The 18,650-nt window shown below is 63.5% G+C and carries 16 protein-coding genes; 6 read left to right on the top strand and 10 right to left on the bottom strand.

Annotated elements, in window-relative coordinates; genetic code table 11:
- Nucleotides 1-21: 21 nt before the first annotated feature.
- From LB528_RS20820 to LB528_RS20795, 6 genes are all read left to right on the top strand, one after another.
- Nucleotides 22-1,137: an ABC transporter ATP-binding protein gene (locus tag LB528_RS20820; protein WP_224716124.1), complete on the top strand. Its 1,116-nt coding sequence runs from the start codon at nt 22-24 to the stop codon at nt 1,135-1,137.
- A 6-nt stretch (nt 1,138-1,143) separates the two neighbouring features.
- Nucleotides 1,144-2,646 carry an FAD-dependent oxidoreductase gene (locus LB528_RS20815; RefSeq protein ID WP_224514018.1) on the top strand — a complete coding sequence of 501 codons (1,503 nt, stop codon included), beginning with the start codon at nt 1,144-1,146 and terminating at the stop codon, nt 2,644-2,646.
- Nucleotides 2,643-3,404: a 3-ketoacyl-ACP reductase gene (locus LB528_RS20810; RefSeq protein ID WP_224716123.1), complete on the top strand. Its 762-nt coding sequence runs from the start codon at nt 2,643-2,645 to the stop codon at nt 3,402-3,404. The genes LB528_RS20815 and LB528_RS20810 overlap by 4 nt, the downstream gene beginning before the upstream one ends.
- Nucleotides 3,405-3,410: 6 nt before the next feature.
- A complete protein-coding gene (locus tag LB528_RS20805; protein ID WP_224514015.1) occupies nt 3,411-5,039 on the top strand; it encodes a GMC family oxidoreductase in 1,629 nt (542 codons plus the stop codon).
- Nucleotides 5,040-5,068: 29 nt separating this feature from the next.
- Entirely contained in the window at nt 5,069-5,365 is a 297-nt protein-coding gene (locus LB528_RS20800; RefSeq protein ID WP_224716122.1) for a Dabb family protein, read from the top strand.
- A gap of 94 nt (nt 5,366-5,459) precedes the next feature.
- Nucleotides 5,460-6,677, top strand: coding sequence for an MFS transporter (locus tag LB528_RS20795; protein ID WP_224716121.1), 1,218 nt, complete (start codon nt 5,460-5,462; stop codon nt 6,675-6,677).
- 10 nt (nt 6,678-6,687) lie between these two features.
- Here LB528_RS20795 and LB528_RS20790 read toward each other — a convergent pair whose 3' ends face one another.
- The 10 genes from LB528_RS20790 to LB528_RS20745 form a co-directional block, all read right to left on the bottom strand.
- Complete coding sequence (locus tag LB528_RS20790) at nt 6,688-7,533, bottom strand: EamA family transporter (RefSeq protein WP_224716120.1); 846 nt, start codon at nt 7,531-7,533, stop codon at nt 6,688-6,690.
- A gap of 7 nt (nt 7,534-7,540) precedes the next feature.
- Nucleotides 7,541-8,458, bottom strand: a complete 918-nt coding sequence (locus LB528_RS20785) for an endonuclease/exonuclease/phosphatase family protein (protein WP_224716119.1) — start codon at nt 8,456-8,458, stop codon at nt 7,541-7,543.
- Between the two features lie 77 nt (nt 8,459-8,535).
- Nucleotides 8,536-10,089, bottom strand: coding sequence for a cation:proton antiporter (locus LB528_RS20780; RefSeq protein WP_224716118.1), 1,554 nt, complete (start codon nt 10,087-10,089; stop codon nt 8,536-8,538).
- A gap of 175 nt (nt 10,090-10,264) precedes the next feature.
- Nucleotides 10,265-11,329: an ABC transporter ATP-binding protein gene (locus LB528_RS20775; RefSeq protein ID WP_224514008.1), complete on the bottom strand. Its 1,065-nt coding sequence runs from the start codon at nt 11,327-11,329 to the stop codon at nt 10,265-10,267.
- 27 nt (nt 11,330-11,356) lie between these two features.
- Entirely contained in the window at nt 11,357-12,148 is a 792-nt protein-coding gene (locus LB528_RS20770) for an ABC transporter permease (protein WP_224514007.1), read from the bottom strand.
- Entirely contained in the window at nt 12,145-13,059 is a 915-nt protein-coding gene (locus LB528_RS20765) for an ABC transporter permease (RefSeq protein WP_224589325.1), read from the bottom strand. The genes LB528_RS20770 and LB528_RS20765 overlap by 4 nt, the downstream gene beginning before the upstream one ends.
- A 62-nt stretch (nt 13,060-13,121) precedes the next feature.
- On the bottom strand, nt 13,122-14,228 hold the full coding sequence (locus LB528_RS20760) for an ABC transporter substrate-binding protein (RefSeq protein WP_224514005.1): 1,107 nt from the start codon (nt 14,226-14,228) through the stop codon (nt 13,122-13,124).
- A 244-nt stretch (nt 14,229-14,472) separates the two neighbouring features.
- The gene (locus tag LB528_RS20755; RefSeq protein ID WP_224716117.1) at nt 14,473-15,645 is read right to left on the bottom strand and encodes an iron-containing alcohol dehydrogenase; all 1,173 of its coding nucleotides are present in this window, start codon (nt 15,643-15,645) and stop codon (nt 14,473-14,475) included.
- Between the two features lie 17 nt (nt 15,646-15,662).
- Complete coding sequence (locus tag LB528_RS20750) at nt 15,663-17,051, bottom strand: aldehyde dehydrogenase family protein (protein ID WP_224716116.1); 1,389 nt, start codon at nt 17,049-17,051, stop codon at nt 15,663-15,665.
- A gap of 180 nt (nt 17,052-17,231) precedes the next feature.
- Nucleotides 17,232-18,602 (bottom strand): glutamine synthetase family protein, encoded by a 1,371-nt coding sequence (locus LB528_RS20745; protein ID WP_224716115.1) that lies wholly within the window; start codon nt 18,600-18,602, stop codon nt 17,232-17,234.
- Between the last annotated feature and the right edge of the window lie 48 nt (nt 18,603-18,650).

Raw genomic sequence — 18,650 nt, 5'->3', positions numbered from 1 at the left:
CCACATTCGGAAGGAACGACCATGGCTTTTCTGGAAATTGATGGGCTGAAGAAGCGCTTCGGGAATGTCGAGATCCTGAAGGGCATCAATGTCGAGCTCGAAAAGGGTGGCTTCCTGGTGCTTGTCGGCCCTTCCGGCTGCGGCAAGTCCACGCTGCTCAACACCATCGCCGGGCTGGAGCAGATCACCGAGGGCGAGATCCGCGTCGACGGTCGCGCCATCAACGACCTGCATCCTTCGAAGCGTGATATCGCCATGGTGTTTCAGAGCTACGCGCTCTACCCCAACATGACGGTTGCCGGCAACATCGCCTTCGGCATGGAGATGCGCGGCGTGCCGGCGACGGAACGCCAGGCGGCGATCGACAAGGTGGCGAAGATCCTGCAGATCGGCCATCTGCTCAACCGCAAGCCCAGTCAGCTTTCCGGCGGTCAGCGCCAACGCGTCGCCATGGGCCGGGCGCTGGTGCGCGACCCGAAACTCTTCCTCTTCGACGAGCCGCTCTCCAATCTCGACGCCAAGCTGCGCGTCGACATGCGCATCGAGATCAAGCGCCTGCATGCCACAACCGGCACGACGATCGTCTATGTCACGCATGACCAGATCGAAGCGATGACGCTGGCAACCAAGATCGCCGTGATGCGCGACGGCGAGGTGCAGCAGTTCGGCACGCCGGCCGAGATCTACAACAACCCGACCAACATCTTCGTCGCCGACTTCATGGGCTCGCCGGCGATGAACCTGATCCCGGCCAAGATCGACGCCAATGGCAGCGGGCTGTCGGTGGTGCTGGACCGCGAGGCGCGCCAGCCGATCGTGCTGCCGATGTCCGGCGCGCCCTCAGGTCTTGCGGCCTTCAAGGACAAGCCGGTGATCTTCGGCGTGCGCCCCGAAGCGCTGACCGACCCGGAAGGTGCGGAACGCAACGCTTCGAACATCGCCACGGCCGACTGCCATATCGAGGTGGTGGAGCCGGCGGGATCGGACACTTTCGCCGTCACCAATCTGGGCGGCAAGGGCGTGGTGGCGCGACTGAGGGCCGATGCGAATATCCAGCCTGGCACCAGCACGCCTTTGGCCTTCAACCTCAGCAAGGCGGTGTTCTTCGACCCGGCGACCGAGAAGCGCATCCTTTAAAAAGCTATGGCAAACCCGGATATCGTCATCATCGGCTCCGGCATCGGCGGCGCCACGATCGCCTCCGGCTTGGCCGGCAGCGGCGCCTCGATCCTGATCCTGGAGCGCGGCGAACCGCTGCCCGCGACGCCGCATGCGCGCTCGACGCGCTCCATCTTCATCGACGAGCACTACCGGCCGAAGGAGATGTGGCGCGAGGCCGGCGGCGCTGCCTTCAACCCAGGCAACTACTACTATGTCGGCGGCAATTCGAAGTTCTTCGGCGCGGTCCTGATCCGTTATCGCAAGGAGGATTTTTCCGAGCTCGAGCATTTCGGCGGCGTGTCGCCGGCCTGGCCGTTTTCCTATGACGAATTCGAGCCGTGGTATTCGAAGGCCGAGCAGCTTTTTCGCGTGCGCGGCACGCTGGGCGAAGACCCGACCGAGCCGTTCCATTCGATCCCCTATGCCTTCAAGCCGGTGCCGGACGAGCCGGCGATCGCCCGCGCCCGCGCCGAGCTGAAGAGCCTTGGACTGCACCCCGCTTCGCTGCCGCTCGGCGTCGACATCGAGGCCTGGCTGAAGGACGGCAGGACGGGTTGGGACGCCTTCCCGAACACCGGCCAGGGCAAGATCGACGCGCAGACCGGACCGCTGACGGCAGCGCTTGCCGACAAGAACATCCGGCTTGAGACCGGCGCGCATGTCGACTGGCTGGAAACCACGCCGGACGGCAAGACGATCGCGGTCATCCACTACACCCAGAACGGCGCGCAGAAGACGCTGTCGCCGAAGCTCGTCATCCTGTCGGCCGGCGCGATCAATTCGGCCGCCATCCTGCTGCGCTCGCCCTCCGCGACGGGCAAAGGCCTCGCCAACAGCTCCGACCAGGTCGGACGCAATTTCATGAACCACAATTCGAGCGCGATGCTGGCGATCGATCCGCGCCGCCGCAACGATAGCGTCTACCAGAAGACGCTGATGCTCAACGACTACTATCTGTCCGACGGCAAAGGCGGCAAGCCGCTCGGCAATGTGCAACTGCTCGGCAAGATCGACGGCAACATGCTGAAGGCCAATGTGAAGACGATGCCGAAATTCGTGCTCGACTTCATGGCCGGCCATGCCGTCGACTGGTACCTGATGTGCGAGGACCTGCCCGATCCTGAAAGCCGCATCATGGTCGAGGGCAAGGAGATCGTCATGCAGTGGCGGCGCTCCAACATGCAGTCATTGGATGGCCTGACCAAGGTCATGCGCGAGAACCTTCGGGCCTGCGGCTATCCGATCGTGCTGTCGCGGCCCTTCGACAAGCGCACCCCCTCGCATCAGTGCGGCACGGTGAAGATGGGCAACGACCCGGCGACGTCGCCGCTCGATCCTTTCTGCCGCGCCTGGGACCATCAAAACCTGTTCGTTGTCGACGCCGGCTTCCTGCCGACATCGGCCGCCGTCAATCCGGCGCTGTCGATCGCGGCGCAGGCGCTGCGCGTTGCTGACCACATCCGCAAGACGGAACTTGCCGCATGACCCGCCCGGCAGCCATCGTCACCGGCGGCGCGCGCGGCATCGGCCTCGCCTGCGCCGAGGCGCTGGCGGATGCCGGTTTCGACATTCTGATGGCCGATCTCGCTGAGAATCCTGCGGCTGGGCTTGCCGAAAACATCGATACGCGCGGCGCGAAATTCGCCTACGCCCGCTGCGATATTGCCGATCTCGCCGGCCATTCGAAACTGGTCGAAGCAGCCGCGGACGCCTTCGGCCGCATCGATTGCCTGGTCAACAACGCCGGCGTCGGCGCCGTGGTGCGCGGCGATCTGTTGGAGCTGAAGCCGGAGAATTTCGACCGCGCCTTGAACATCAACCTGCGCGGCACGGTGTTCCTCAGCCAGGTCGTCGCCAAGGCCATGCTCGCAGCACCGGGCGACCATGCCAAATCGATCATCACCATCACCTCGGTGAGCGCCGCCATGGCTTCGCCGGAACGCGCCGACTACTGCATCTCCAAGGCCGGGCTTTCGATGTGGGTGAAGAACCTGGCGCTGCGGCTCGCACCCGAAAATATCGGCGTGTTCGAGGTCCGGCCGGGCATCATCCGCACCGACATGACAGCTGGCGTTTCCGCCAAATATGACGCGGTGATCGAGGACGGCCTGGTGCCGGCAAAACGCTGGGGTGAGGCCGGCGACATCGGCGCTGTGGTGGCCGCGCTTGCCTCCGGAAAGTTCGGCTTTTCGACAGGATCGGTCATCGATGTCGACGGCGCGCTCTCCGTGCCACGCTTGTGAGGAACAATGGCTGACTACATCATTGTTGGCGCCGGTCCGGCCGGCTGCGTTCTCGCCAACCGGCTGAGCGAGGATCCGGGCAATTCGGTCCTGCTTCTGGAGGCCGGCGGCAAGGATTGGCATCCGCTGATCCATATGCCGGCGGGCTTTGCCAAGATGACCAAGGGCATCGCCTCCTGGGGCTGGTCGACAGTGCCGCAGAAGCACATGAAGGACCGCGTCTTCTGGTACACGCAGGCCAAAGTGGTCGGCGGCGGCTCGTCGATTAACGCGCAGATCTACACGCGCGGCAATGCCCGCGACTACGATGCCTGGGAGAAGGAAGAGGGGCTGACCGGCTGGGGCTATCGCAACGTGCTGCCCTATTTCAAGCGCGCCGAAAACAACCAGCGTTTCGCCAACGACTATCACGGCGACCAAGGGCCGCTCGGCGTTTCGAACCCGATCTCGCCGCTGCCGATCTGCGAAGCCTATTTCCGCGCCGGCCAGGAAATGGGCATACCCTTTAACCCGGACTTCAATGGCGCGAGCCAGGAGGGCGTCGGCTACTATCAGCTGACCCAAAAGAATGCGCGGCGCTCATCGGCCTCCGTCGCTTATCTGAAGCCGATTGGCGCCCGCAAGAACCTGACGGTCAGGACCGACGTGCTCGTCACCCGCGTCGTCGTCGAGAAGGGCCGCGCCGTCGGCGTCGAGGTGGTCGACGGGCCGGGCGGGCAAAAGTCTATCCTGCGCGCCGAACGCGAAGTAATCGTGTCTTCGGGCGCGATCGGCTCGCCCAAGCTCCTCATGCAATCGGGCATCGGCCCGGCCGACCATCTGAAATCGGTCGGCGTCACGCCGTTGCATGACCTGCCCGGCGTTGGCTCCAACATGCAGGACCATCTCGACCTGTTCGTCATCGCCGAATGCACCGGTGACCACACCTATGACAATTACGCCAAGCTGCACCGCACGCTATGGGCCGGCTTGCAGTATCTTCTGCTCAAGAAGGGCCCCGTCGCCTCGAGCTTGTTCGAGACCGGCGGCTTTTGGTACGCCGACCCGACGGCCGCTTCGCCGGACATCCAGTTCCATCTCGGCCTCGGCTCCGGCATCGAGGCCGGCGTCGAGAAGCTGAAGAACCCGGGCGTGACGCTCAACTCCGCCTTCCTGCGCCCGCGCTCGCGCGGCACGGTGCGGCTGAAGAGCGCCGACCCGGCCGACCATCCGCTGATCGATCCGAACTACTGGTCGGACCCTTATGATCGCGACATGTCGATCAAGGGGCTCAGGCTGGCCCGCGAGATCATGCGGCAGAAGGCGCTGCAGCCCTATGTGCTGCGCGAGGTGCTGCCGGGTCCGAACCTCCAGAGCGACGCCGATCTCTTCGACTATGCCTGCCGCTCCTCGAAGACCGATCACCATCCCGTCGGCACCTGCCGCATGGGCCATGATGCGATGGCCGTGGTGACGCCGGATTTGAGGCTGCGTGGCATCGAAGGCCTGCGCGTCTGCGACGCTTCGGTGATGCCGCGCGTCCCCTCCTCCAACACCAATGCGCCGACGATCATGGTCGGTGAAAAAGGCGCCGACCTGATCCTCGGCCGCGAGCCGCTGCCGCCGGCCGTGTTCAAGGGCAACCAAGCGGCATGAGGCGGCAACGATGATACGGCATTGCGTCTTTGTTCACTTTCGCGACGACGTTCCTGAGACCGAACGCGCGGCAATCCACGCCGACTGGAAGCGTTGCGCGCGGTCGTCGACGGCATGGGCAAGGTGCAGTTCAGCGCCAATGTCAGCCCGGAGCCGTTCGGGCCGGCTTCGGCCACGGCTTCACCATCGATTTCCGCGATGCCGCCGCCCGGGATGCCTATCTGGCGCACAACGCGCATCAGCGCGCCGGCGCCCGTCTGGTCGCCACCCTCGAGGGCGGCACCGACGGGCTGATGGTCATCGATCTGGAGGTGACGCAAATGTGACCGCTCGCCGGCTCAAATCCGGCAGCCGTCCCGTTCTCTTTTGCCCGCCCTGGAACATATCGTTGCTTTCGGGGGATGCAAAAGGAGGACCGCCTTGAACCTCACCACCGAGCAGAAGAAAACCGTAATCGCATCGTTCCTCGGCTGGACGCTCGACGCTTTTGATTTCTTCCTTCTGACATTCCTGCTCACCGATATTGCCGCTGAGTTCCAGACCGACGTTCCGGCGGTATCCAAAGCACTGTTCCTGACACTGGCGACGCGTTTCATCGGCGCGTTCTTCTTCGGCATGCTTGCCGACAGATACGGCCGCAAGCCCATCCTGATGCTCAACATCGTGAGCTATTCGGTGATCGGCGCTTTAGCCGCCTTCTCGCCCAACCTCGGAGTATTCCTGGCGCTACGCGCGCTGTTCGGCGTCGCCATGGGCGGCGAATGGGGCCTGGGCAGCTCGCTCGCCATGGAATCCATTCCGCCGAGCGCGCGCGGCACGGTCTCGGGCATCCTGCAATGCGGCTATCCGGCCGGCTATCTGCTGGCCGCGGTGGTCTACGGGCTGCTCTATGGGCAGAAGATCGGCGACTTCACCTTCGGCTGGCGCGCCATGTTCCTGCTCAGCTTCGTGCCGGCGATGGTCGTGCTCTTCATCCGCTCGCATGTGCCGGAATCGCCGGCCTTCGTCGAAGGCCGCGCCCAGGCGCGGCCGGGCCTCCTCGAAACGCTGCAGAAGCACTGGGGCATTGCGCTCTATGCCGTGGTGCTGATGATGTTCTTCAACTTCTTCAGCCATGGCACGCAGGACCTGTATCCGACCTTCCTGAAGAAGCAGCACGGCTTCGACACGCACACGGTGAGTTGGATCACCATCGTCGCCAATATCGGCGCCATCGTCGGCGGCCTCGCCTTCGGCGCGCTGTCGGAAAGGATCGGCCGCATCAACGCCATCACGCTGGCTTGCGTGATCGCCCTGCCGGCAATTCCGCTCTGGGCCTACACGACCACGCCCTTCATGCTGGCGATCGGCGCTTTTATCATGCAGGTGGCGGTGCAGGGCGCCTGGGGCGTCATTCCGGTGCATCTCAACGAGCTGTCGCCAGGCTCGGTGCGGGCGACCTTGCCCGGCTTCATCTATCAGGCCGGCAATCTGGCGGCCTCCTATGGCGGCCCATACCAGGCCGGTATCGCCGAAGCGCCGGGAGGCAGCTATGGCTATGCGCTGGCCCTGTTTGCCGGCGTGGTCGCCGTCTGCATCATCGTCGTCATCCGCTTCAGTCCGGAAAAGCGTGGCCAGGTGATGACCGTGCTCGGCTGACGTTTCCGCTCTATCCCATCCTGAGCGCCGCGACACCGGCAACGATGCCGAGCGCCGCGGCTGCGCGCCAGACGGTCATCTTCTCGCCCAGCGCCAGCACGGAGATCAGCATGGCGAACAGGATCGAGGTCTCGCGCAGCGACGCGATCGAGGCGATCGGCGCCTTGGTCATCGCCCACATCACGATCCAATAGGCCGCGCCGCTGAGAACGCCGGTGAACAACCCGGCTTTCCAGTCGCGCGCCAGCACCGGAAGCGACCGGGGCCCGCGAAAGAAGATGCACAGCACAAGCGCCCACGTCGCATCGCAGACGAACAGCCAGGCGGCGTAGCTTTGCGCGGTTGCCGCGAGCCGCGCGCCGCTGCCGTCGGAGAGTGTGTAGCTGGCGATGAAGATCGAGGTGCCAAGCGCGAAGCCGACCGCGCGCAGATTGAGCTTCTCCAGATGCGCGCCGCCGCGGAACGACATGACCAGCGTGCCGGCCGACAAAAGCACGATGCCGAGCATGGCGAACGGCGCCGGGACCTCTCCGACCATGACAATGCCGCCGAGTGCGGAGAGCAGCGGTGCGGTGCCGCGCGCCAGCGGGTAGGTCTGGGCGAAATCGCCCGCCTTGTAGGCGCCGATCAGGAACGTCCGGTACCCCATATGGAAGATCACCGAAGCGATGATGTAGGGCCAGACTTCGGCCTTTGGCACCTCGACGAAGGGCAGCGCGAACAGCGCCGCAAAGCCCATGCCGAGCGTCATCAGCGTGATCGACAGGAAGCGGTCGAGATGCACCTTGACCAGCGCGTTCCAGATTGCGTGCATAGCCGCCGCCGAAAGCACCGCCAGGAAGACGAACAGCGTCATCCCCGCCTCACCTGCCCGCCAGGGCTGAGGCGATGCCCGGCGGTTCCAGATCTATATCCACCCGGAGCGGAAAATGGTCGGACGCCACCTCGCCGACATCGGCGCTGACCGAACGCACGCGCCCGGCCAGCATGCCGCCGACGAAGCAATGATCGAGCCGTCGTTTCGCCAGCCTGCCATCGATGATCTTTTCGTGCGTATGGAAGTCCGGCCCGGACTCGCTTGCGACGGCCGCGGCATCGACGAAGCCGTCGATATAGGCAGCCCCCCGATGATAGGGCACATTGCCGACGATGCGCCGGTATTCGGCGCTGCCCGGCTCCATGTTGAAGTCGCCCAGCCAGATCGCCGCCAGCGGGTTTTCCGGTTCCGGCTGGCCGTTCGCCCAGTCGCGCTGCGGCTCGTCGTCGACACCGCTCCAGGGCCCGCCGTCGGCCGGCGCGCGGTGATGCTCAGCAAGCAGATAGTCGATCTGCTCCAGCCGCTCTTCGGCCGCGATATGCGCCAGATGCAAGGAAAGCACCCGCACCGGTCCCGCCGGCGTGCGGATCATGCACTCCAGCGCCGCATTGCGGGTGTTGAGAGGCCTCAGCGTTCGCCGCAGCGGCAACGTGTGCAGCCGCGACCAGACGATCGGCAGCTTCGACAGCACCATCGTGCCGAACTGCCGCCTGCGGTTGACGATGCGGCCGCCGCGCTTCTCGCTGGCATCCATGTCGAAGGCGGGGCCGTAGGCCCAGTAATAGTCAGGCAGCAAGCTGGACAGGATCTCGGGCTGGTCGTCCTCATTGGTGCGACGCCAATGCCGCTCCACCTCCTGCAACGCGATGATGTCGGAGCCCTCCACCAGCCTGGCACAGCGGCTGAGATCGTAGCGCCCGTCGCTGCCGTAGCCGTACTGGATGTTGTAGCTGATCAGCTTCATTGATTAACCGGCTCACTTCTGGTGATCGCAGTAGCGCAATTCCAGGAAAAGTGTGAGCGGTTTTCCGCCGGGAATTGCTAATAGGTCGTCAGCGGCTGATAACTTCCGGCAGGCGACGCCGCCAGTTCCGACCAGTCGATCTCCTCTTCCAGCCGGTGATAGGCCTCGTCGCCGATCGTGCCGTTGCTGCGCAGTTCCTCCAGCGTGTCGCGCTGCCGCTTGATGGCGTAGAGGCGCAGCCGGTCGTATTCCGTCGCGGCTTGCGCGTCGTCGGGATTTTCGGCGATCCGGCGTTGCGCCTCATATTGTTCGCGCACGACCGCGGCGGCGGACGAGGTCTTGCGGCTCAGCACATCGAGCGCGGCCTGCATGATAGCCACCCGCGCCTCGGCCACCTCGCGGTCAATCGAAGTATCGCGCGGAAAATTGAGCCAGCGCAGCAGAGCCTTCAGGCTCATGCCCTGCAGCACCAGCGTGCCGAGCACGACCGCGAAAGCGGCAAGCACGATCGGGTCACGCCCGGGAAAGCCGGCCGGCAAGGCAACGGCGGCGACCAGCGTCACCAGCCCGCGCATGCCGCACCAGCCGACAAGCACGGCGCCGGCGAACGTCGGCGCATCCTGCTTTTTTTCCTCGCTGTCGTTGCGGGCAAACCATCGGATGACTGCGACGTATCCCGCCACCCAGACGAGGCGTGCCACGATAACGACGGCAAAAACTGTCGCGGCGAAGAGAAAGGCCTCGCCTTGCCCATCGCCGGCAAGCCGGCCGATGATCGACCGGGCCTGCAAGCCCATCAGCACGAACGCCAGCACGTTGAGCACGAACACTGCCGATTCCCAGACCGAATAGGCGCTGACGCGGCGTCTCGCCGACATCCGGCGTGGCCCGGTGCGCGCGATGGTGATGGCATAGACGACGATGGTGATGATGGCGGAAAGGCCGAGCCTGTCCGCAATGATCCAGACAGCAAAGGTTCCGGCGAACTGCACCACGGTGCTGCTTGCCGCATCCTCGATGCGCGTCAGCGTGAGCAGCGACGCCCGGCCGAACAGGTAGCCCGCCACGACGCTGCCGACCGTTGCAAGCAGGATGACGGGCACCGCGTCTTTGAGCATGAGCGTGCCGACCGCTGCCGAAACCGATATCCGGTAGATCAACAACGCCGTGGCATCGTTGAGCAGGCTCTCGCCCTGCAGGATGGCTGTAATGCGGTGCGGCACCTTGAACTGGCTGAGCACGGCGCTTGCCGCCACCGCGTCCGGCGGCGCGACGATGGCGCCGAGTGCTATCGCCGCCGCGATCGGCAGGCCGGCCATCTTCCAGCCGACAAAGGCAACCACCACGGTGGTGAAGACGACCGCGCCAAGCGCCAGCAGGGCAAGCGACAGCCGGTACCGCTTCAGGTCGCGCAGCGAGGTGTCATAGGCGGCGTCGAGAAGCACCGGCGCGATAAACAGCGCAAGCGCCAGTTCCGGATCGATCTCGATCACCGGCGCGCCCGGCACGAAGGCAAGTCCAACTCCGGCAAGCGCCAGCAGCGAGGGGTAAGGCACCTCCAGCCATCGCGATACCGCCGTCAGCGCGACGGCGATCAGCAGCAGAATCAGGGTAAGTTCGAACAGCGCCATGGCTCATCGTAGCGGCGAAGCGCGAAGCTTGTCAGCACCCTGAGACCGGATACTGTTGATTATCCGGCAAACCCGCGCCGCCTCATAGGGGTGCTCGCAGGACATACCGATGACGGCCGTATATCACAGAGAACCGTCTGGCATGTCTTATCGGCATCAGGACGGGCCAGAGCCGTCAATGCAAAACCAGCATGTCGCCCGACGAGAAGGAGATGTCCGCCTTGTCGCCCACGGCAGGGGGCGGTGTCGCCGAGTTGTTGAACGTATCGAGCGATACTGTGTTGCCGCCGATGCCGACGCGCACGCGGATGACGGAACCGAGGAAATGCACTTCGGCGATCTCGCCCGACAGGCTGGTGTCATGGCCGGGCTGGCGCCCCAGCGAGATGGCTTCGGGCCGCAGCGCCAGCGAAAGCGTGTCGCCGGACTTCGAGCCGTTGAGCTTGCCCTTGAGCGACACTTCCTGGGCGTTGACTTGCACCTTGCCAGACGCGGCGTCGGTGACCTTGCCCTCCAGCACGTTCAGCGTGCCGACGAAATTGGCGACGAATTTGGTTGCCGGCCGGTTGTAGATCTCGAACGGCGTGCCGACCTGCTCGGCCTTGCCGCCATACATCACCGCGATGCGGTCCGAGATCGACAGCGCCTCTTCCTGGTCATGCGTGACGAAGATGGTGGTGATGCCGAGCTTCTTCTGGATCGAGCGGATTTCCTCGCGCAGCGACACGCGCACTTTGGCGTCGAGCGCCGACAGCGGCTCGTCGAGCAAAAGCAGTTTGGGTTTGGGGGCAATCGCCCGCGCGAGCGCGATGCGCTGCTGCTGGCCGCCGGAAAGCTGATAGGGATAGCGGTCGGCCATCTGCGGCAGCTTGATCATGTCGAGCATCTCGGCGACCCGCCTGTCGGCATCCGGCTTGGGCATGCCGGCCACTTTGAGACCGAAGGCGATGTTCTGCCCCACCGTCAGGTTCGGGAACAGGGCATAGGCCTGGAACACCATGCCGACATTGCGCTGGTTGGGCTTCAGCTTGGTGATGTCCTTGCCGCCGACCACGATCTTGCCGGCCGAAGGCTCCTCGAAACCGGCGACCATGCGCAGCACCGTGGTTTTGCCGCAGCCGGACGGGCCAAGGAAGGAGACGAACTCACCCGGCGCGACATCGAGATTGAAGTCCTCCACCACTGTAGTGGCGCCGAAGGATTTTCGTACATGCTGGATGGAGAGGAACGGCTCGGCCATGGCTTTTTTTCTTTCGGTGCTTTTCGCTCAGTTGGGGCGGTTCGCCGATCTTGGCGCGAAACGCGACAGAATCTGGATCAGGGACATGCAGCCCCAGGTTATCGCGAAGGCGATGATGGACAGCGCGGCCGGTTCGTAGGCGCGATTGGCCACAAGGTTCTGCAGGTACGGACCGAAGGCAGGGCGATTGAGCAGACTGGCCATGGTGAATTCGCCAATGACGATGGCGAAGGTGAGGAACGCGCCCGACAACACTGCGATCAGCACATTGGGCAGAATAACCCGGGTGATGATCGTACCCCAGCCTGCCCCCAGAATCTGCGCGGCCTCCGTCAGCGTGCGAACGTCGATGGTGCGCAGACCGGTGTCCACGGCCCGGTACATGTAGGGCAGCGCGAGCGCCGCGTAGCCGATGACCAGCAGCGCGTTCGCTCCCAAATTCGACCCGAGAAACGGCAGCGGCGAATTCGAGCCATACATTCTGATATAGCCGAAAACGATGACGATGGCTGGGATAACCAACGGCAACAAGGTGATGAACTCGACCACCGGGCGCAGTTGGGGCAGGCGCAGGCGGATCCAATAGGCGGTTGGCACCACGATCAGCACACCCAGCAGAATCGTGAAGATGGCGACGACCACGGAAAATATGAACGTCGCCTGGAACTGGCTGTCGCCCAGCACGACCTTGTACGCATCGAAGGAATAGACACCGCGCCGCATGCGCAGCGAGAACTCGACTGTCGCGATCAGCGGTATGAAGAAATAGGCCGCGCCGAGGATGAAGACGACCCAGGCCCAGAACTTGCCAGCCTTCATTTGAGCCACCTCTCCGAGCGGGTCCGGAACCAGATGTAGAAGATGTTGGCAAGCCCGGTGATGAAGATCATGCCGAAGGCGATCGCATAGCCGAGATGCGCATTGTGCAGCACGTCGCCGCGGATCTGCGCATAGAGCAGGATCGGAACGATGTTGAGCGACGAGCCGGTCAGCGCATAGGCGGTTGCGATTGCTCCGAACGCATTGGCGAAGAGCAGGATGACGGTGCCCAGGAAGCTCGGCCAAAGCACCGGAATGACCACCATGCGCCAATATTGCGCCTGGGTGGCCCCGAGCGTGGCGGCGGCCTCACCCCATTCCCGTTTCAGCCCGTCGATCGCCGGCACGATGATGACCACCATCAGCGGAATCTGGAAATAGACATAGGTGATCGTCAGACCCCAGAACGATAGCAGGTTGAAGCCATGCGCGTAGAGGTTCAGGCCGACCAGCGTGTTGAGCAAGACAGTGACGAGACCGAGCCGCCCAAGCGTCGCGATGAAAGCAAACGCGAGCGGCACGCCCGCGAAATTGGATGCGACACCGGAGAAGGTCAGTGTCGCTGAACGTATCCAGTCGGGCAGCCCGCCACGCACGATGGCGATGGCGATGGCAAGGCCGGCGAAGGCGCCGATGAGTGATGACGCTAGGCTGACCTTTATCGAGATCCAATAAGCGGCAACGATGTTGGCCGAAAAGAGCGCGACGATGTTCGCGAAGGTGAATTCGCCTGCCTCGTTCTGGAAAGCGCCCAGCATCAGATAGAGCGTGGGCAGGATCAGGAACATCACGGCGAAGATGAAGAAAGGCGTGACGCCAAGCCACTGCGTCGGCAGCCTCAGGCTCCGAGCCTCGGCCGGCGGCGCGGTCTTTCCCGCAATGGCCTTGTTGGAGAGCGAGAGATCGGTCATGCGCCGGTTACCGTTCTGAAAATAGGCCGGGCGGCCAGGGCCACCCGGTCGATATCACCCTGTTACTTCACATTGGCGCCGACGACGGCGTCCCAATTCTTGGTGATGGTTTCCTTGGCCTTGCCCTGCTCGTCGAGCGTCGGGAACACGGCGGAAGCGTAAGACTCCGCCGGGGGCAGCTTCGCCAGCACGTCCGCCGGAATCTTGCCGTTCTTGGCGAGATCGTTGAAGCGGATCGGATGGCAGTAGCCCTTCAGCCAGCCGATCTGGCCTTCATCGGAATAGAGATATTCCATCCACAACTTGGCGGCGTTCGGATGCGGCGCAAAGGCGCTGATCGCCTGCACATAGACGCCGGCGACGACGCCGGTCTTCGGCACGATGACATCGACGGGCGGGTTGCCCTTCAGCGTGTCGCGGCCCGAAAGCGCGTTGTAGTCCCAAGTGACGAGAATCGGCGTCTGGCCCTGGGCGAGTGTCGCCGTCTTGCCGATGACCGGCACGAAATTGCCGGCCGCATTAAGCTTCTTGAAGTATTCGAGGCCGGCGGTGCCCGCTGCTTCACCAGCGGCGGCGCCACTGGAAAGGCCGGCAGCATAAACGGCCTGAATGGCCTGGTTCGAAGCACGCGGATCGCCGGCAAGGGCGACCGAGTTGGCGAATTCCGGCTTCTGCAGGTCAGCCCAGTCGGTCGGCGATTCCTTGACCAGATCCTTGTTCACCTCGAAGGCGAGCACGCCGTAATAGTCACCGTACCAGGCGCCATCGGCATCCTTGGCGCTGTCCGGGATCGAGTCCCAGGTCGACACCTTGTAGGGCATCAGCAGGCCGTCTTTCTTGGCGGTCGGGCCGAAGGACAGGCCGACGTCGATAACGTCAGGCGCCTGCGGGCCCTTGTTGTCCTTGTTGGCCTTGATCGCCTCGACCTCGTCGCCGGAACCAGCGTCCGGGTTGAGTTCGTTGATGGTGATTCCCGGATACTTAGCCTTGAAACCTTCGATCACTGCCCCGTAGCCACACCAGTCATGCGGAAGCGCGATGGTGGTGAGCTGGCCTTCAGCCTTCGCGGCCTTGACGAGATCGTCCAGCGAATCCGCGGACGAAATCACCGTCGACGCAAAGAGCGCCGCGGCCGAGAGGGAAAGCACTTTCCCCGTGAACTTGAACATGTGTTCTCTCCGTTGAACTGGCGCGTTTAAGCGCCTGCGATGCGGGTATCGTTTTCGTGTGACAGCCCGATGAAGGCTTTTTGAAACCGGAGCCCCGCGGCCAAAAAAGTTAACTCTTTTTAACGGACCGTAGCAATTAGCCCGCGCTTAATTTTCCGGCTAATGGTTAGCTGCCTTGATTTTGCCCCCTCTCCCTTTCCTAGAGTGTTCCCTTATTTGACTTTTTGGTATTGAAAGCCGGCTCTCAGATGGAGCCGGCGATCGCATTTTCGAGCAGCGTCAGCGCCGCTTTCTTGGTGAGCTTCACCGGATTGCCGCCCGCCGTCGGATCGACCACCGCCATGTCGGCGATCAGCGCCTTGCGCTTCTTGTCCATGTCGAGCCCCTTGATCAGGCCCGGCAGCGCGTGCGGCACCTTGAGGTCCTTGCGCAGCTTGATGACTGCCTTGGCGAAACCATCGAAGCCGCCCTTGATGCCGCAAAAGGCGGCGAGCCTGGCGATACGGTCCTCGATCGCCTCGCGATTGAAGGCCAGCACATAGGGCATGAACACAGCATTGGTCATGCCGTGATGGGTGTCGTAGAGCGCGCCGATCGGATGCGACAGCGAATGGATGGCGCCCAGCCCCTTCTGGAAGGCGGCGGCGCCCATGGCGGCGGCGCTCATCATATGGGCGCGGGCGACCAGGTCCTTGCCGTTAGCAAAGGCCTTGGGCAGGTTCTCGAACACCAGACGGATGCCTTCCACCGCGATGCCGTCGGCCATCGGGTGGTAGCCCGGCGCGCAATAGGCCTCCAGGCAATGCGCAAGCGCGTCCATGCCGGTGCCGGCGGTGATGAAGGCTGGCATGCCGACCGACAGCTCCGGATCGGCAATGACGATCGCCGGCAGAAGCTTCGGATGGAAGATGACCTTCTTGGTGTGGGTCTCCTCATTGGTGATGACGCCGGCGCGGCCGACCTCGGAGCCGGTTCCTGCCGTGGTCGGCACCGCGATGATCGGCGCGATCGCATCGGAATTGGCCCTGGTCCACCAGTCACCGATGTCCTCGAAATCCCACACGGGCCGCGTCTGTCCGGCCTGGAAGGCGATCAGCTTGCCGAGATCGAGCGCCGAGCCGCCGCCGAAGGCGATGACGCCGTCATGCTTGCCCTTCTTGAACACGGCGATGCCGGCGGTGAGGTTGGACTCGACCGGGTTCGGCTTCACATCCGAAAACACGCCATAGGGAACCTTGGCTTCGTCGAGGATCTTCAGCGTCGAGGCGACGACCGGCAGCTTCGCCAGGCCCGGATCGGTGACGAAGAGCGGACGCTTGATGCCGGCCGCCGCCAGCACGTCCGGCAATTCCTTAATGCGGCCGGCGCCGAAACGGACGGTCGTGGGATAGTTCCATTTGGAGATGAGCTTGGACATTTTTGTCTTTCGAAAGGTCAGATCGCTTCACGCAGGTGATAGGATTTCGGCCGGGTCAGATTGTCGTAGCCGATGGCCGAAAGGGCTGCGCCCTTGCCGGTGTCCTTGACGCCGGTCCAGACCAGCGCCGGGTCGAGATAGTCGCAGCGGTTCATGAACACGGTGCCGGTCTCGACGCGGTCGCCGATGGCGATTGCGCGCTCCGTGTCGCACGTCCAGATCGAGGCGGTCAGCCCGTAGGGGCTGTCGTTCATCAGCGCGATCGCTTCCTCGTCGTTGCGCACCTTCATGATGCCGACGATCGGCCCGAAACTTTCCTCGCGCATGACGCTCATCTGGTGGTCGACCCCGGTCAGCACTTCCGGCGCCAGATAGGGCGAGCCCGGCTTGTCGTTCTCGACCTTCATGTTGATATGCGCGGTCGCGCCTTTGCGCAGCGCCTCGGCCTTCTGCTCGCGGATCAAGTCGGCGAAGCGCGCCTGCGCCATCGGGCCGAGAGTGGTCGCATGCTCCAGCGGATTGCCGACGACATAGTTCCTGGTCTCGGCGACAAAACCCTCGACGAATTCGTCATAGACCTTCTCGTGCACATAGACGCGCTCGATACCGCAGCAGCACTGGCCGGAATTGAAGAAGGCGCCGTCGACCAGGTTGGCGACCGCATGGTCCAGCTTGGCGTCGGGCAGCACATAGGCCGGGTCCTTGCCGCCGAGCTCTAGGCCGAGCGTCATGAAGGTGCCGGCCGCGGCCTTCTCGATGGCGCGGCCGCCGCCGACAGAGCCGGTGAAATTGACGTGGTCGATCTTGCCGGAGCCGAGCAGCTTCTCGGCCTGGGCATGGTTCATGACCAGGTTCTGGAACAGCCCCTTTGGCAGGCCGGCTTTATCGAAAGCCTGCTGGAAGCGCTCGCCGACCAGCAACGTCTGCGCGGCGTGCTTCAAGATCACCGCGCTGCCGGCCATCAGCGCCGGCACGATAGTGTTGACCGCGGTGAGATAAGGATAGTTCCAAGGCGCGATCACCAGCACGACGCCGAGCGGCACCTTCTTCACGTAGCGGCGGAAGCCGTCCTTCGGGTTGGAGGCCAGGACCGGTTTCAGTGCGGCTTCGGCGATCTCGACCATATAGTTGGTGCGTTCCTTGACGCCGCCGAACTCGCCGCCATAGCGCACCGGCCGGCCCATCTGCCAGGCGATTTCGGGCACGATCTCGTCGCTCATGGCAACCAGCGCCTCGAGCATCGCCAGCATGTATTTGCCGCGCTCGACGACCGGCGTCTCGGCCCACTTCTCCTGCGCGGCCCTGGCGCGCTCGACCGCGGCGTTGATCGCCTGATCGCTGGCGACGGGCCGTTCGGCATAGATCGAGCCGTCGATGGGGGATTTGAGTTTGACCATTTCGGTCATTTCTTCCTCACAGTTTACAACAATCGAAAATCACTTGGCTTGGCGCCGCCCCTCATCCGCCTGCCAGCACCTTCTCCCCGTATAGTGACGGGGAGAAGGAGAAGCTCCTGCGCTGGCGACCCCCTCTCCCCGTTCTTTACGGGTACAGGGTAAGGGCAGCGCCGACGCCAACCCGGCCCTTTAGTACCTCTCAAAGCCCCGGTGCAGCTCCCAATCCGTGATGCGGCGGTCGTATTCGAACTGCTCCCAGCGGGCGGTGTGCACATAGTGCTCGATCACCTCCTCGCCGAAGGCCTGCTTCAGCATCTTCGACTTGGCCAGCGTCTCGGTGGCGTCGCGCAAGGTCTTGGGGATCTCGGGCAGGCGCGAGGCCTGATAGGCATCGCCTACGAAAGGCTTCTGCAGCTCCAGCTTCTCATCGATGCCGGCGAGGCCCGACGCGATCAGCGCCGCGAAGGCGAGATAAGGATTGAGGTCGGCGCCGCCGATGCGGCATTCCATGCGGATGCCCTTGGTGCCTTCGCCACAGAGCCGGAAGCCGGCGGTGCGGTTGTCCTCGCTCCACATGATCTTGGTCGGCGCGAAGGTGCCTGCCTGGAAGCGCTTGTAGGAGTTGATGTAGGGCGCCAGGCACCAGGTGAACTCCTTGGCATATTTGAGCTGGCCGGCCGCCCATTGCTGGCCGAGACTCGACAGCGTCCAGTCGGCCTTCTTGTCGAAGAACAGCGGCGTCTTGCCATCGGCGCTCCACAGCGAATTGTGGATGTGGCTGGAATTGCCGGCGAGCCCATAATTGTACTTGGCCATGAAGGAGATGGACTTGCCTTCGGAATCGGCGATCTCCTTGGCGCCGTTCTTCAGGATGACGTGGCGGTCGGCCATCTCGAGCGCCTCGGCATAGCGCACGTTGATCTCTTCCTGGCCGGGGCCCCACTCGCCCTTGGAGTTCTCGATCGGAATGCCGGCGGCCTCCATCTCGTTGCGAAGCCGGCGCATGACGCCTTCTTCCTTGGTGGTGATGCCTATCTGGTAGTCGCCGATATAGGGCGAGGCGCTATCGAGCCCCTGCCAGTGCTTCTTGCGCGCGGACTCGTAGGTTTCGCTGAACAGATAGAATTCGAGCTCGGAGGCGAAATAGCCGATATAGCCGCGCTCCTGCAGGCGCTTGACCTGCTTCTTGAGGATCGCGCGCGGCGAATGCGCGAGGTCGTCATGCGTGTGATGGTCGAGCACGTCGCAGATGACCAGCGCCGTCTTCTCCAGCCACGGAATGCGCCGCAGCGTCGACAGGTCCGGCTTCATGACGAAATCGCCATAGCCCTTCGACCAGCTCGCCGCCTTGTAGCCCGGCACAGGCTCCATATCGATGTCGCAGGCCAACAGATAGTTGCAGCCATGCGTCTCGCCATGCGCGGAATCGACGAAATACTTAGCCAGGAAGCGCTTTCCCGCGAGCCGGCCCTGCATATCGACGATGCAGGCCAGCACCGTGTCGATCTCGCCGTTCGAGACCGCATTCTTCAACTGATCGAACGAGAAATTCCCGGCCATTCCTTTGGCGCTCCAGTGCTTGTCGATTTAAGGGAGAAACAAAACCAT

Source organism: Mesorhizobium sp. CA4, assembly GCF_020165075.1.
In the GTDB taxonomy this organism is placed as follows: Bacteria; Pseudomonadota; Alphaproteobacteria; order Rhizobiales; family Rhizobiaceae; genus Mesorhizobium.
The sequence above is the reverse complement of the archived record's forward strand: the minus strand, read 5'-3'. Positions and strand labels throughout refer to the sequence as shown.

Excerpts from the sequence above, each read along its gene's own strand:
- LB528_RS20745 (WP_224716115.1), bottom strand. The coding sequence starts at position 18,602 with ATGGCCGGGAATTTCTCGTTCGATCAGTTGAAGAATGCGGTCTCGAAC.
- LB528_RS20755 (WP_224716117.1), bottom strand. The coding sequence starts at position 15,645 with ATGTCCAAGCTCATCTCCAAATGGAACTATCCCACGACCGTCCGTTTC.
- LB528_RS20750 (WP_224716116.1), bottom strand. The coding sequence starts at position 17,051 with ATGACCGAAATGGTCAAACTCAAATCCCCCATCGACGGCTCGATCTAT.
- LB528_RS20780 (WP_224716118.1), bottom strand. The coding sequence starts at position 10,089 with ATGGCGCTGTTCGAACTTACCCTGATTCTGCTGCTGATCGCCGTCGCG.
- LB528_RS20765 (WP_224589325.1), bottom strand. The coding sequence starts at position 13,059 with ATGACCGATCTCTCGCTCTCCAACAAGGCCATTGCGGGAAAGACCGCG.
- LB528_RS20775 (WP_224514008.1), bottom strand. The coding sequence starts at position 11,329 with ATGGCCGAGCCGTTCCTCTCCATCCAGCATGTACGAAAATCCTTCGGC.
- LB528_RS20760 (WP_224514005.1), bottom strand. The coding sequence starts at position 14,228 with ATGTTCAAGTTCACGGGGAAAGTGCTTTCCCTCTCGGCCGCGGCGCTC.
- LB528_RS20785 (WP_224716119.1), bottom strand. The coding sequence starts at position 8,458 with ATGAAGCTGATCAGCTACAACATCCAGTACGGCTACGGCAGCGACGGG.
- LB528_RS20815 (WP_224514018.1), top strand. The coding sequence starts at position 1,144 with ATGGCAAACCCGGATATCGTCATCATCGGCTCCGGCATCGGCGGCGCC.
- LB528_RS20790 (WP_224716120.1), bottom strand. The coding sequence starts at position 7,533 with ATGACGCTGTTCGTCTTCCTGGCGGTGCTTTCGGCGGCGGCTATGCAC.
- LB528_RS20810 (WP_224716123.1), top strand. The coding sequence starts at position 2,643 with ATGACCCGCCCGGCAGCCATCGTCACCGGCGGCGCGCGCGGCATCGGC.
- LB528_RS20805 (WP_224514015.1), top strand. The coding sequence starts at position 3,411 with ATGGCTGACTACATCATTGTTGGCGCCGGTCCGGCCGGCTGCGTTCTC.
- LB528_RS20820 (WP_224716124.1), top strand. The coding sequence starts at position 22 with ATGGCTTTTCTGGAAATTGATGGGCTGAAGAAGCGCTTCGGGAATGTC.
- LB528_RS20770 (WP_224514007.1), bottom strand. The coding sequence starts at position 12,148 with ATGAAGGCTGGCAAGTTCTGGGCCTGGGTCGTCTTCATCCTCGGCGCG.